The following is a 13,885-nucleotide window of genomic DNA, read 5'->3' as shown; positions in this document are numbered from 1 at the left end:
AACCCTGCCCGCACACGATCGTCATCTACAGTGAACTTGCGCGGGACTACTTGAAACGTCACGGAGAATCACACTATGAGCACTGATAGTGCCTTGGGTCGAAGCCGTTTGTTGCCAAGCTTGCTTGGCATACTGCTTCTGCTAATGGGCCTGGCCATGCTGGCCGGGGGGATCAAGCTGAGCATGCTCGGCGGCTCGCTGTACTACCTGCTGGCCGGTATCGGCCTGGCGCTGACCGGCATCCTGATGTTGCTGGCACGCCGTGCCGCACTGGGCCTGTACGCATTGGTGCTGTTCGCCAGCACCGTGTGGGCGCTGTGGGAAGTCGGCCTCGACTGGTGGCAACTGGTGCCGCGCCTGGCAATGCTGTTTGCCTTGGGCCTGGTGATGCTGCTGCCCTGGTTCCGTCGTCCGCTGCTGCGTGACGGTGCCGCACCGATGGGCACTGGCGCGCTGAGCGTGGCCGTGGTGCTCGCTGGCGTGACGGCACTGGCCAGCCAGTTCACCAACCCAGGTGAGATCAAGGGCCAACTGGACCGCGACAGCGTACCCGGCATGACCAACACCGCCCCGGCCATGCCGGATGGCGACTGGAACTCCTACGGCCGCAGTGCCCACGGTGACCGTTACTCGCCACTGGCGCAGATCACCCCGCAGAACGTGCACAAGCTGGTTGAAGCCTGGTCCTATCGCACCGGCGACCTGCCAGGGCCGAACGACCCGGGCGAAACCACTGCCGAAAATACCCCGCTGAAAGTCAACGGCATGCTCTACGTGTGCACGCCGCACAGCCAGGTGATTGCCCTGGACCCGGACACCGGCAAGGAAATCTGGCGTTTCGATCCGAAGCTCTCCACGCAGAACGCGGAGAACTTCAAGGGTTGGGCGCACATGACCTGCCGTGGCGTGACGTATCACGATGACGCGGTGTACGCCACCGAACAGAGCCCGACCGGCAACGCCAGCGCTCCGGTGGCCAGTGTCTGCCCGCGCCGGATCTTCCTGCCGACCGCCGACACCCGCCTGATCGCCCTCAACGCCGACACCGGCAAGATGTGCGAAGACTTCGGCGACAAGGGCCAGGTCGACTTGCGCGCCAACATCGGTGGCTTCACCGCCGGTGGTTACTACTCCACTTCGCCACCTGCGGTCACCAAGGACCTGGTGGTGATTGGCGGTCACGTCACCGACAACGTTTCCACCGACGAGCCAAGCGGCGTCATCCGCGCGTTCGACGTACACACCGGCAAACTGGTGTGGAACTGGGACAGCGGCAACCCGGACGACACCACGCCGATTGCCGAAGGCAAGGTCTACACCCGCAACTCGCCGAACATGTGGTCCATGTTCGCCGTCGATGAAAAACTCGGCATGCTCTACCTGCCGATGGGCAACCAGACCCCGGACCAGTTCGGTGGTTTTCGCACCCCTGAATCGGAACTGCATGCCGCTGGCCTGACCGCTCTGGACATCGCCACCGGCAAGGTGCGTTGGCACTTCCAGTTCACCCACCATGATCTGTGGGACATGGACGTGGGTGGCCAGCCGACCCTGATGGACCTGAAAACCGCTGACGGCGTCAAGCAAGCGGTACTGGCCTCCACCAAGCAAGGCAGCATCTACGTGCTGGACCGCAGCACCGGCCAGGCCATCGTGCCGATCAATGAAGTGCCGGTGCCGCAAGGCGCGGTGGAAGGCGATCACACCTCGCCGACCCAACCGAAGTCGGACCTGAACCTGATGCCGCCGCCGCTGCAAGAGCGCGACATGTGGGGCGTTACGCCGTTCGACCAATTGATCTGCCGGATCGATTTCAAATCCATGCGCTACGACGGCCCGTTCACGCCGCCATCGCTGCAGGGTTCGATTGTGTATCCAGGGAACTTCGGTGTGTTCGACTGGGGTGGTATCTCGGTTGACCCGGTGCGTCAGATCGCTTTCGTGAACCCAAGCTACATGGCGTTCAAATCGAAAATGATCCCGGCCGCTGAAATCGCCGCTCAAGGCCCGCGCAAAAGCGAAACCGAAGGCGTGCAGCCGAACAAAGGCGCGCCATACGGCGTAGTCCTCGAAGCGCTGCTGTCGCCAATGGGCCTGCCGTGCCAGGCACCAGCGTGGGGTTATGTGGCCGCAATCGACCTGACCAACCACCAGGTGCTCTGGAAGCACAAGAACGGCACCGTGCGCGACAGCTCGCCGGTTCCGATCCCGCTGAGCATGGGCGTGCCAAGCCTGGGCGGCACTTTCACCACCGCCAGTGGCGTCGGTTTCCTCAGCGGTACCCTCGACCAGTACCTGCGCGCCTACGACGTGAAAAACGGCAAGCAACTGTGGGAAGGCCGCCTGCCAGCCGGCGCGCAAACCACACCGATGACCTACACCGGCAAGGACGGCAAGCAATACGTGCTCGTCGTCGCCGGCGGTCATGGCTCGCTGGGCACCAAACAGGGTGACTACGTGATTGCGTACAAACTGTCCGAGTAAGTTGTAACGGCAGTAAAACAAAGGCGACGCCCTCACAGGTGTCGCCTTTTTTATTGCCTGCGCGGAACAAACTGTGGGCGCGAGCCCGCTCCCACATTTGACCGTGCACGGCCATGGTTCAGCTAACCTGTCTGTCTACTGAACACACCTTCGAATGATTCATTAACGCCAACGCATCATTGAAACCACCGCCAACCTGCCCCATCTAAGACCCATACCCCATTGCGCAGGTGCCCCATGAGCGACCAGCAAGCATTTCCCGAAGACCCGAGCGAATACGCCGATCCAGAAAACGCCACCCACCACTCGACCGGCAAAGGCCTTGCCCTGCCCGGCCAGAACCTGCCGGACAAGGTCTACATCATCCCGATCCACAACCGACCGTTCTTCCCGGCCCAAGTGCTGCCGGTCATCGTCAATGAAGAACCGTGGGCCGAGACCCTCGACCTGGTCAGCAAGTCCGATCACCACTCCCTGGCCCTGTTCTACATGGACACGCCCCAGGAAGACCCGCGCCACTTCGACACCTCGGCCCTGCCGCTGTACGGCACGCTGGTCAAGGTGCACCACGCCAGCCGCGAAAACGGCAAATTGCAGTTCGTTGCCCAGGGCCTGACCCGCGTCCGCCTCAAGACCTGGCTCAAGCACCATCGCCCGCCGTACCTGGTGGAGGTCGAATACCCGCACCAGCCCACGGAGCCGACCGACGAGGTCAAGGCCTACGGCATGGCGCTGATCAATGCGATCAAGGAATTGCTGCCGCTCAACCCGCTGTACAGCGAAGAGCTGAAGAACTATCTCAACCGCTTCAGCCCCAACGACCCGTCGCCGCTGACCGACTTCGCCGCCGCCCTCACCTCGGCCACTGGCAGCGAATTGCAGGAAGTGCTCGACTGCGTGCCGATGCTCAAGCGCATGGAAAAAGTCCTGCCGATGCTGCGCAAGGAAGTCGAAGTCGCGCGCCTGCAAAAAGAAATCTCCGCCGAAGTGAACCGCAAGATCGGCGAGCACCAGCGCGAGTTCTTCCTCAAGGAACAACTCAAGGTCATCCAGCAGGAACTGGGACTGACCAAGGACGACCGCAGCGCCGACCTCGAACAATTCGAACAGCGGCTGGAGGGCAAAGTCCTGCCGGCGCAGGTGCAGAAACGCCTCGAAGAGGAAATGAACAAGCTGTCGATCCTCGAGACAGGCTCGCCGGAGTATGCGGTCACCCGCAATTACATCGACTGGGCGACCTCGGTACCGTGGGGCGTGTATGGCGAGGACAAACTCGACCTCAAGCACGCGCGCAAGGTGCTGGACAAACACCACGCGGGCCTCGACGACATCAAGGACCGCATCCTCGAATTCCTCGCGGTCGGTGCCTATAAAGGCGAGATCAGCGGTTCCATCGTGTTGCTGGTGGGGCCACCGGGTGTGGGTAAAACCAGCGTCGGCAAATCCATCGCCGAATCCCTGGGACGGCCGTTCTACCGCTTCAGCCTCGGCGGCATGCGCGACGAAGCGGAGATCAAGGGCCACCGTCGCACCTACATCGGCGCGCAGCCGGGCAAACTGGTGCAGGCGTTGAAAGACGTCGAAGTGATGAACCCGGTGATCATGCTCGACGAAATCGACAAGATGGGCCAGAGCTACCAGGGCGACCCGGCCTCGGCGCTGCTGGAAACCCTTGATCCGGAGCAGAACGTCGAATTCCTCGACCACTACCTCGATCTGCGCATGGACCTGTCGAAAGTGCTGTTCATCTGCACCGCCAACACCCTGGACTCTATCCCCGGCCCATTGCTGGACCGGATGGAAGTGATTCGCCTGTCGGGCTACATCACCGAAGAAAAAGTCGCCATCGCCAAGCGTCACCTGTGGCCGAAACAACTTGAGAAGGCCGGCGTATCGAAAGGCAGCCTGACCATCAGCGACACCGCGCTCAAAGCCTTGATCGACGGCTATGCCCGTGAAGCCGGCGTGCGTCAGCTGGAGAAAAACCTCGGCAAACTGGTGCGCAAGGCGGTGATGAAGCTGCTCGACGAACCGAAATCGGTGATCAAGCTCGGCCCGAAAGACCTCGAACCGTCACTCGGCAAACCGGTGTTCCGTAACGAACAAGTGTTGTCGGGAACGGGCGTGATCACCGGGCTGGCCTGGACCAGCATGGGCGGCGCGACCTTGCCGATCGAAGCGACGCGCATCCATACGCTCAACCGTGGCTTCAAGCTCACCGGACAGTTGGGCGATGTGATGAAGGAATCTGCGGAGATTGCCTACAGCTACGTCAGCTCTAATCTGAAGTCGTTTGGCGGTGATCCGAAGTTCTTCGACGAAGCCTTCGTGCACTTGCACGTACCGGAAGGCGCGACGCCGAAAGACGGCCCGAGCGCCGGTGTGACCATGGCCAGCGCCCTGCTCTCCCTGGCCCGCAATCAGGCGCCGAAAAAAGGCGTGGCGATGACCGGTGAGCTGACGTTGACCGGGCATGTACTGCCGATCGGCGGGGTGCGCGAGAAGGTCATTGCAGCGCGGCGGCAGAAGATTTTCGAGCTGATTTTGCCGGAGGCTAACCGGGGGAATTTCGAGGAGTTGCCGGAGTATCTGAAGGAAGGCATTGCGGTGCACTTCGCCAAGCGCTTTGCGGATGTGGCGAAGGTGTTGTTCTGACAGATCAGTAGCGTCTGCACCGACGCTATCGCTGGCAAGCCAGCTCCTACAGTGGTTTTGGGTCGTTCACATATTTTTCGATCGACACACAACCACTGTGGGAGCTGGCTTGCCAGCGATGGCGTCAGCCCTGACACCGCCGCCTTCAGTCGCTGTCACAATTTGTCTCATCTCGGTTATGCTCGCCGTTCGTCGTGAACGCCGGAGCCACTGACCTTATGTCCCCCACTCGCCTGTTTCTCCCCCTCGCCCTCGCCTTGCTGGCCGCTTGCGCCACGCAACCAAAGCACAACGTGACTGTGGAAAAACAAAGCGCATGCCCGGTGAAACTCACCAACGGGCAAAATCTGATCCTGACCTTGCCAAGCAACCCCACCACCGGCTACCGCTGGACGATCCAGGATTCGGCTGGCGGCGTATTGCGTCCGCTGGGCCCAGAGGTTTACCGCAACCCCGAAGACGCCGGTGTCGTGGGCGCTGCGGGTGTATCAACCTGGCGTTTTCAAGCCTTTGCCGCCGGCACCGGACGTCTGCGCCTGACCTCGCAACAACCGTGGGCGCCGGAAGTGCTGCCGGTGGACTCCTTCGACTGCGCAATCTCGGTCAACTGATCATGGGCTGGCTGATCCTGGCGCTGATGGGCGCGGTGACTTTTCTCTACGGGCTGAGCGTGCACGCCTCGCTGCTGTGCCTGCTGGTCAAACCGCTGCCCGTGCTTGCGCTGCTCGGCTGGCTGCACGACGCGCCACCCGGCGAATACCGGCGCTGGATCAGTCTTGGATTGATCTTCTCCCTGCTCGGCGATGTGCTGCTGGCATGGCCAGGGGATTTGTTTGTGTTTGGGCTGGGGGCGTTTCTGGTTGCCCATTTGGCTTACCTGAAAGCGTACTTGAGCGATTGTCGACGTCTGGCCGTGCTCCCGCTGATTCTGGCCCTTGGCGTTGGCGCCGTGCTGCTGGGGATTCTGATCTCCCACGGACTCGGGCCGCTGCTGATCCCGGTGATTGTTTACGGCCTGGCGATCAGCGCCATGCTTTGGCGTGCGCTGGCGCGACTCGGCACCGACGTGCCCAAGCGTTCGGCATTGCTGGCGGCCGCTGGCGCAGTGGCGTTTGTGTTTTCTGATAGCGTGATTGGCATCAGTCGGTTTGTGATGCCGTTTGATGCGGCGCCCTATGTGATCATCCTCAGTTATTGGCTGGGGCAATGGGGTATCACGGCCTCCGCGTTCACTCAGCAACCGCGTTGACCCTATCGCGAGCAGGCTCGCTCCCACAGGAACGATGATCAACCTGTGGGAGCGAGCCTGCTCGCGAAAGCAATATCACTGATGGCGAAGATTCCGAGGCATGCCTCTTTATCAGACAACCCGCGCATCCCCGCGCCAACTTGGCTAAAATGCCGGCCTTTTCCACCTACGCCGCTGGAACCGCCGTGAGCAAAGAACCCGATCGCCTTTTCGCCCAGCCCTTGGCCCAGGTGCCCGACTTCGCCTTTAACGAGGACGTGGTGCGCGTGTTCCCGGACATGATCAAGCGCTCGGTGCCGGGTTATCCGACCATCGTGGAGAACCTCGGCGTGCTCGCCGCGCAGTTCGCCCAGCCCCACAGCGTGCTGTATGACTTGGGCTCGTCGCTGGGCGCCGTGACCCAGGCCCTGCGCCGACACGTGCGCACCGACGGTTGCCGCGTCATCGCTGTGGATAACTCCGCGGCCATGGTCGAACGCTGCCGCGAGTACCTCAACGGTCAGGACTCGATGTTCCAGGAGTTGCTGCCGGTGGACGTGATCGAAGGCGACATTCTCGCCCTCGAGTTCCAGCCGGCCTCGGTGGTGGCGCTGAACTTCACCCTGCAATTCATCGCCCCGGACCAGCGCACGGCACTGCTGTCGCGCATCCGTCAGTCGCTGTTGCCGGGTGGTGCGTTGATCCTCTCGGAAAAACTGCGCTTTGAAGACGAGCAGGAACACGCGCTGCTCACCGATCTGCACATCGCGTTCAAACGCGCCAACGGCTACAGCGAACTGGAAATCGCCCAGAAGCGCAGCGCCATCGAAAACGTCATGAAGCCCGACAGCCTCGAAGAACACCGCGAACGCCTGTTGGCCGCCGGGTTCTCGAAAGTCGTGCCGTGGTTCCAGTGTCTTAACTTTGCCTCGTTGATTGCCTTGCCATGATTGATCTGTCCCCCCTCGCCCGCCGTCTGGCCGGTACTCCACTGGCCGAATGGGCGAACACCCTGCAAGCGCAACTCGACAAGAAAATGGAAAAGGGTCACGGCGACCTGGAGCGTTGGCAGAGTGCGCTGGACGCCCTGCCGAAGATCCAGCCAAGTGAAGTCGATTTGCTCGACGGCTTGAAACTCGATACCGATTGCGACGACGCGACCCGCGCGCAGATGCGCACTGCGCTGATGGGCCTGTCGCCGTGGCGCAAGGGGCCGTTCGACTTGTTCGGCGTACACGTCGACACCGAATGGCGCTCGGACTGGAAATGGTCGCGGGTGTCACCGCACCTGGATCTGGTGGGCAAACGCATCCTCGATGTCGGCTGCGGCAACGGCTACTACATGTGGCGCATGCTCGGCGCCGGCGCGGACAGCGTGATCGGTGTCGATCCGAACTGGCTGTTCTTCTGCCAGTTCCAGGCAGTGCAGCGTTACCTGTCTGAACCGAATGCCTGGCACCTGCCCTTCCCGTTCGAAGACCTGCCGCCGAACCTTGAAGGTTTCGACACGGTGTTTTCCATGGGCGTGTTCTACCACCGCCGCTCGCCGATCGAGCATTTGCTGGCGCTGAAGGATTGCCTGGTCAAGGGCGGGGAACTGGTGCTGGAAACCCTGGTGGTCGAAGGCGACAAACATCAGGTGCTGGTGCCGGAAGACCGTTACGCCCAGATGCGCAACGTGTGGTTCCTGCCGTCGGTGCCGGCGCTGGAGTTGTGGTTGCGTCGGGCCGGGTTCACTGACATTCGTTGCGTAGATGTCAGCACCACCACCATCGAGGAACAGCGCGGGACGGAGTGGATGAAGTATCAGTCGCTCAGTGATTTCCTCGATCCGCAAGATCACAGCAAGACGATTGAAGGGCTGCCGGCGCCGATGCGTGCGGTGATTGTGGCGAAGAAGTAACCCAATCCCCCAAGTACCAATTGAACCTGTAGGAGCTGGCTTGCCAGCGATAGCGCTGCATCAGTCGCCATCAATGTTTGATATGCCGACGCCATCGCTGGCAAGCCAGCTCCTACAGTGTCGAGTTCAGTCTGAGGGCTTTGCGCGCCGGGCCTTGAAAAACTCGCTCAACACCGCCCCGCACTCCTCGGCCAACACCCCGCCTTCATACAACACCCGGTGATTCAAAAAGCCCTGGGTGAAAAACTGTCCCTGGCTCTGCACGATCCCGGCCTTGGGCTCCAGCGCGCCATACACCACCCGCGCAATCCGCGAATGCACGATCAGCCCGGCGCACATGCTGCATGGCTCCAGCGTCACGTAGAGGGTGCTGCCCGGCAGGCGATAGTTGCTGACGGCCTGGGCGGCGGCGCGGATCGCGACCATCTCGGCATGGGCGCTGGGGTCGTTGCCGCTGATCGGGCAGTTGAAGCCGCGGCCGATGATTTCCCCATCCTGGACCAGCACCGCGCCCACCGGCACTTCACCAAGGGCCGCACCTTGGGCGGCCAGCGCCAACGCTTCGCGCATGAAGTCGTGATCACGGCTGCGATCGATGATGGCAGCGGGACGAATCTGACGCATCAGGCCACCTCGATAGCGGCCATCAGGCCGGTTTCCATGTGGTCGATCACATGGCAATGGAACATCCACACCCCGGGATTATCCGCCACCAGCGCCACTTGCGCGCGCTCGTTCTTGCCCAGCAGGTAGGTGTCGGTGAAGTACGGAATCACCTTGTGCCGGTTCGAGGCAATCACCTTGAAACTCATGCCGTGCAGGTGGATCGGGTGTTGATACTGGGTCATGTTCTTCAGTTCGAAAATGTAGCTCTTGCCCTTTTCCAGCTTGGCGATCGGGCGGTCGGCGCAGGTCTTGTCGGTGATGTCCCAGGCCTGGCCGTTAATCTGCCACAGGCTCGGCGGTTTGCCGTTGTCGACGTTCACCGACACCGAACCGACCCATTCGAAATTGAAGTTGAGTTTCTCGGCATTGGCCAGGTCCGGCTCCGCCACCGGGTTGGCGGGCAGCGCCGGCGGCCATTGCGTCGGCGCGTCAGTATTGGCGACAGACCTTAGCGTCCCCAGGCGCACCGGGCCGTTGCGCAGGGACAACTCTTCACCGGCCGGCGGTGCCTTGATCGCCAGGCAGATACGCATGCCGGGGCCGAGCCAGTATTCCTTGCCGAGCGGGCGCGGTTCGATGGGGTTGCCATCCAGCGCATAAATCTGTGCTTCGACGCCGGGGATGTTCAGGCGATAGGTCAGGGTGTTGTCGAGGTTGAGCAAACGCACGCGAGTGATCTGCCCGGCAGGCAAATCGATCACCGCCAGCGGCACGCCGTTGATGGTCGACAGGCGCCCCGCCGTACCACCACGGGCCGCCTCCCGGGGAATACTGAAGTCGACGAAAGCGCCCTGCTCATCGATGTGCCAATTCTTCAGGCTCAAGGTTTTTTCGTATTTGAAACCGGTGGGCTCCCGCTCTTCGACGATCAGCGGACCGACCAGTCCACGACCGAGTTCTTCGCTGCTGCTGACGTGCGGGTGATACCAGTAGCTGCCGGCATCGGGCACGCGGAACTTGTAATCGAAATATTCACCCGGCAACACCGGCAATTGCGAGACGTACGGCACGCCGTCCATCTCCAGCGGCAGGCGGATGCCGTGCCAGTGAATGGTGGTGGCGACCGGCAGGTGATTGATGAAGCGCACCCGCAACCATTCGCCCTGGCGCACGCGCAACTCGGTGCCCGGCGCCGACGGGTCGAACGCCCAGGCCTCGGTCTTGTGTCCCGGCACCAACTCGACGTCCAGGGGGGCGGCAATCAGTTCATAGTCGTGACCGGCGTCCGCATCGGCCATCTTGCCCAGCCAGTACCGCGACGCGCCACCGGCTCCCACGCCAACCACCACAAGACCGGCCAGACCACCGAGTATTTGTCGACGGGAAAAGGACATGAACTCAACTACCTCACAAATCAGCGTCAGGCCCAGGGGCCCGCAAAAGGCGAATACGATACACCTGCAACTGCGAAAGCAACAGCAAAGCGGGCGTGACGTCGGGCCGCAGGTACGGCCGGCTCCAATGCAAAAAGCCGCGTGAACTCTCGTTCACACGGCTTTTCATCCTGCGATCAACCCTTCAGGGCTGGTGCGGGATCACTCCCACTCTATTATTAACGAGCAGGTAAACGTCAGGAAAAACGGCGCTTCTGGCGAGGCAATTAGTACAAGACCATAAAAAATACCATTTCACATCTCAGCGCATCATTCGTTATCTGTCGCGGACTATGCCGTAGCACTCGGAAGTAAGTCCTCTTACTGACTCGCCTAACCTTCACAGGCGCCCCCTTCGCTTTGCGAAACCTCAATCACACTTGGTGCTTCTCGCGTCCTGACGTGAGCATCGAAGGGCGTCCCAATCAAGAATGGGCGATAACCCGAGCCTACCCATATCCGTACTGGGCTGATAGTCCCCAAGCAGTGTCCGCCTGCGGTACACCTTTGGGGTATTTCTGACATCCAGTGATCTGGAAGCCTTGAGGTCTGCGGCTTGTGCCTGAACAATCAATAGTGGCCTAATAGTGTCTTTTCGCCTTTTCCCTGCTGCGAAGGCTTCTTTCGACAAGGACTGTTGCATGACCTCCCAACCGACCCTGCAAGTCGATCCACTGCTCACGGCCAATCTCGATGCCCTGCTCAGCTCCGTGGTCGATGCCGACCAGCGGCAGCTACAGATGCCCGCTGGCGCTCGGTCCGAACGGGAGACACTGAAAGACAAGCGCCTCCAGGAGCTGCTCGACCGCTGCCGCGAAGAAGCCCTGCAACAAGTGGTCGGCCCCTTCGGATTGACCCCGGCAATGTTCTCGGACATCGATGGTGGCAACGTCACCACCCAGCACAATGCTAACCAGGACATCTACGCCAAGGCATCCGAGCACTATGACCGGGAAGCCGACTACGATTACTCCGCCGCGAAAAAGCAGAAGATGAAGGATGCGGTGAAGGACGGCACGATGAACTCGCAAACCTTCATCGACACCTACACCAATGAAAAGGCACCGACCAAGCGCACCGCCAAGTCAAATGGCAAGCTGGTAATGAACGCCGAGCTGGATCACACCATCCCCCTGAAGCAGGCACACAAGGAAGGCGCCTGGATGCTTACTCCGGAGCAACGCAAGGCGCTGGCCTCGGAAAAAGACAATCTGCATTTCACCACCTTTGAAAATAACCGAGAAAAGAGTGATACCGCCGCAGAGACCGCGCTCTCTGCCGAAAACGGTTACGACGAATCCATTACCAAGCCGCTGATCGACAAGGCTCGCGCCGCCATCGATCAGCATCAGCCAGATACCAAAGACCGCTTGCTCTACCACGGCAAGGAGCTGGGCATTACAGGCGCGAAGGAGTTCGGCAAGACCGGCCTGCGCAGGGCAATGGGAGTGCTGTTATTCGAGGTGGTCAACGGCAGCTTCGTCGAAGTGCACAAGGTGGTCAGCCAGCGTGACGATCAGCAACCCCTGCTCGACCGCGTGGTGGCGGCGGTTGAGCGTGTGTTGAAGCGCGTTCAGAGCAAGTTCAAGGCAGCTTTCGAAGCCTTCTTCGAGGGCGGCCTGCAAGGCCTTGTGAGCAACCTGCTGACCTTCCTAATCAACAACCTCATTACCACCTCGGCCAAGGTAGTGACCATCATCCGCGAAGGCATGCAAGAGCTGTTCAAGGCCCTTAGGCTGCTGCTCTGGCCACCCAAGGAGATGTCCGGCGCCGAGGTCATGCGCGCGGTGAGCAAGAGCCTGGCCGGCCTGTTCACCCTGGGTGCCGGCATGCTCCTGGAGCAATCGGTGAACACCTTCATCATCGGCATCCCGGTGCTCGCACCGCTGGCCGGCATGATCGCCCCGGTGCTCACCGGCCTGATGACCGGCCTCGCCAACGCCCTGCTGATGTACGCCATCGACTCGCTGATCGATTGGATGCTGGATAAGGGCACAGACTTCATCAATGCGCAGATCGATACCCTGCAAGCTACAGCCGAACTGGGCGAGCGCATGATCGAACGGGTAGAGCTGCAATTCCGCCTGTCGGCACGCTACCGGATGATGGCCCAACTCAATCAGCGCATCGCCGAGCGCTTCGATCATGCAACCGAGGCCGCGCAAGCCTCGGAGCAGCACGCGCAAGGCACCGTGGGAGAACAGGCTGCGACTATCGCCGCGCTATCCCAGGCCATCGATAGCAAGAAACAGTTCAACGAACGCCTCGGCTCGTTGCTTCAGCAGTTCAGGAAGGAAACATAAGGGATGTCCAAGGTCATTGCCCAACTCGCCAGCACCGTCCCCAGCGACGACCTGCTCGCCCGTATCGACATCGCCGAGGTGTACGAGAAGTTCCACAGTACCTTCAAGCGTCTAGACGATTTCAAGAGGGTGCGCGACGAACACGAGCAGCGTAGCTTCCTAGGCCGGCTGTTCCATCGCGGCGAACTGAAGAACGCACAGCTCGACGCCCAGGAAGTGCAGGCGGAATTCTCCAAGACTCTCGCCCAGTTGATGGTGATCAGCTCGCTGCAGGCGCAGCAACTGACCGAGCAGCAGGGGCAACTGGCCGACCAGCAGAAGACCCTGGATGCCAAGGCCGAGGAACTGGCACGACAGAACACGCGCCTCGAACAGCACCAGGCCGTGATCAAGCACCAGGCCGCAGGCTTGCGCCAATACGTCACCGACCTGTTGAAAGTCCAGGGACTGACCGACGAACACGGCGAGATGCTGATCAGCATCGCCAAAGAAGTGATGGAAACCCGGGATCGCCTGCTGGCGGACTTCGACAATCGCATGCAGCAGATGCAGGGGGTTCTGGACGAACAGCAGCAGTTGCTCCGGGAAGTCATCGATGAGCAGGCGAGCACTTTGGAGCAGCGCCTCACGCAGTTGCAGCAGGCGGTTGATTCAACCCTGGAACAACGTCTCCAGGCTGTCGAGCAAGGTCTGCTCGCTGCACTCGACAAACAGCGCCGCGAAGCCGCCGGCCAGACCGAACGGCTCGATGCCGAACTGGCCCTCCAAGCGCAGCAGCGGGACGAGAAGCACCATGACCTGGAGCGCCAGCTCTCGGAACTGCGCGAAGTGCTGGCCGAACAGGATCAAGCGCTGCTTTACGAACGCAGCGAACGGCAGCAGCAGCGGGCCGAGCGCCAGGCCGAGCTGCAGGCGCTGCGCAACGAACTGAGCAATAGCGAAACACGCCTGCGCCGCGAGCAGCGTCACCTCATGGTCTGGGTATGCGGCTTGGCGTTGGTGTGCGCCGGTGCCTTCGCCGGGTTCACCTTCTGGAGCACGTCGAAGCCTGTTTTGGCCCCGGTCGAAATCCACGAAGTTCAAATACCAGCGTCCTGAGTAGCTTGTTCAGATCCACGACTCATGCCGGCGTTTAGCCTTTGGCCATATGTTTACATCGGGGCATTCGCACCAACGCCCGCCCCTTAACGTTTAGCTCCTGTACCGCGAAAAAACAAAATCCCGTTATCACACGGGCTTTTGTTTTTAGCGAAGAGGTGTCACTCCCACTATT

The 13,885-nt window shown here is 61.0% G+C and carries 10 protein-coding genes; 8 read left to right on the top strand and 2 right to left on the bottom strand.

Features of this window, described 5'->3' with window-relative positions:
• Positions 1-75: 75 nt before the first annotated feature.
• The 6 genes from M5G20_RS16580 (at position 76) to cmoB (ending at position 8,270) form a co-directional block, all read left to right on the top strand.
• A complete protein-coding gene (locus M5G20_RS16580) occupies positions 76-2,484 on the top strand; it encodes a glucose/quinate/shikimate family membrane-bound PQQ-dependent dehydrogenase (RefSeq protein ID WP_273919958.1) in 2,409 nt (802 codons plus the stop codon).
• A 237-nt stretch (positions 2,485-2,721) separates the two neighbouring features.
• Positions 2,722-5,139, top strand: a complete 2,418-nt coding sequence (gene lon, locus M5G20_RS16575) for an endopeptidase La (protein WP_273919957.1) — start codon at positions 2,722-2,724, stop codon at positions 5,137-5,139.
• Between the two features lie 218 nt (positions 5,140-5,357).
• Positions 5,358-5,750 (top strand): protease inhibitor I42 family protein, encoded by a 393-nt coding sequence (locus tag M5G20_RS16570; RefSeq protein WP_150732014.1) that lies wholly within the window; start codon positions 5,358-5,360, stop codon positions 5,748-5,750.
• A gap of 2 nt (positions 5,751-5,752) precedes the next feature.
• Positions 5,753-6,388 (top strand): lysoplasmalogenase, encoded by a 636-nt coding sequence (locus M5G20_RS16565; protein ID WP_273919956.1) that lies wholly within the window; start codon positions 5,753-5,755, stop codon positions 6,386-6,388.
• 149 nt (positions 6,389-6,537) lie between these two features.
• The gene (gene cmoA / locus M5G20_RS16560; RefSeq protein WP_273919955.1) at positions 6,538-7,317 is read left to right on the top strand and encodes a carboxy-S-adenosyl-L-methionine synthase CmoA; all 780 of its coding nucleotides are present in this window, start codon (positions 6,538-6,540) and stop codon (positions 7,315-7,317) included.
• Positions 7,314-8,270 (top strand): tRNA 5-methoxyuridine(34)/uridine 5-oxyacetic acid(34) synthase CmoB, encoded by a 957-nt coding sequence (cmoB, locus tag M5G20_RS16555; protein WP_273919954.1) that lies wholly within the window; start codon positions 7,314-7,316, stop codon positions 8,268-8,270. Before cmoA ends, cmoB begins: the two co-directional genes overlap by 4 nt.
• A gap of 126 nt (positions 8,271-8,396) precedes the next feature.
• Here the strand turns inward: cmoB and tadA are convergent, their stop codons facing one another.
• Both tadA and M5G20_RS16545 read right to left on the bottom strand, forming a co-directional pair.
• A complete protein-coding gene (gene tadA / locus M5G20_RS16550) occupies positions 8,397-8,894 on the bottom strand; it encodes a tRNA adenosine(34) deaminase TadA (protein ID WP_273919953.1) in 498 nt (165 codons plus the stop codon).
• Complete coding sequence (locus M5G20_RS16545; protein WP_273919952.1) at positions 8,894-10,270, bottom strand: multicopper oxidase family protein; 1,377 nt, start codon at positions 10,268-10,270, stop codon at positions 8,894-8,896. Before M5G20_RS16545 ends, tadA begins: the two co-directional genes overlap by 1 nt.
• A 680-nt stretch (positions 10,271-10,950) precedes the next feature.
• Here M5G20_RS16545 and M5G20_RS16540 point away from each other — a divergent pair.
• Both M5G20_RS16540 and M5G20_RS16535 read left to right on the top strand, forming a co-directional pair.
• Positions 10,951-12,612 (top strand): hypothetical protein, encoded by a 1,662-nt coding sequence (locus M5G20_RS16540; RefSeq protein WP_273919951.1) that lies wholly within the window; start codon positions 10,951-10,953, stop codon positions 12,610-12,612.
• 3 nt (positions 12,613-12,615) lie between these two features.
• Positions 12,616-13,710, top strand: a complete 1,095-nt coding sequence (locus M5G20_RS16535) for a hypothetical protein (RefSeq protein ID WP_273919950.1) — start codon at positions 12,616-12,618, stop codon at positions 13,708-13,710.
• Positions 13,711-13,885: the final 175 nt, after the last annotated feature.

It is taken from the genome of Pseudomonas sp. TNT2022 ID1044, from assembly GCF_028656895.1.
In the GTDB taxonomy this organism is placed as follows: Bacteria; Pseudomonadota; Gammaproteobacteria; order Pseudomonadales; family Pseudomonadaceae; genus Aquipseudomonas; species Aquipseudomonas reinekei.
The sequence above is the reverse complement of the archived record's forward strand: the minus strand, read 5'-3'. Positions and strand labels throughout refer to the sequence as shown.

Bases quoted from the DNA above. Each gene is read 5' to 3' on its own strand.
- M5G20_RS16580 (WP_273919958.1), top strand. From the start codon at position 76: ATGAGCACTGATAGTGCCTTGGGTCGAAGCCGTTTGTTGCCAAGCTTG.
- lon (WP_273919957.1), top strand. From the start codon at position 2,722: ATGAGCGACCAGCAAGCATTTCCCGAAGACCCGAGCGAATACGCCGAT.
- M5G20_RS16570 (WP_150732014.1), top strand. From the start codon at position 5,358: ATGTCCCCCACTCGCCTGTTTCTCCCCCTCGCCCTCGCCTTGCTGGCC.
- M5G20_RS16565 (WP_273919956.1), top strand. From the start codon at position 5,753: ATGGGCTGGCTGATCCTGGCGCTGATGGGCGCGGTGACTTTTCTCTAC.
- cmoA (WP_273919955.1), top strand. From the start codon at position 6,538: ATGCCGGCCTTTTCCACCTACGCCGCTGGAACCGCCGTGAGCAAAGAA.
- cmoB (WP_273919954.1), top strand. From the start codon at position 7,314: ATGATTGATCTGTCCCCCCTCGCCCGCCGTCTGGCCGGTACTCCACTG.
- tadA (WP_273919953.1), bottom strand. From the start codon at position 8,894: ATGCGTCAGATTCGTCCCGCTGCCATCATCGATCGCAGCCGTGATCAC.
- M5G20_RS16545 (WP_273919952.1), bottom strand. From the start codon at position 10,270: ATGTCCTTTTCCCGTCGACAAATACTCGGTGGTCTGGCCGGTCTTGTG.
- M5G20_RS16540 (WP_273919951.1), top strand. From the start codon at position 10,951: ATGACCTCCCAACCGACCCTGCAAGTCGATCCACTGCTCACGGCCAAT.
- M5G20_RS16535 (WP_273919950.1), top strand. From the start codon at position 12,616: ATGTCCAAGGTCATTGCCCAACTCGCCAGCACCGTCCCCAGCGACGAC.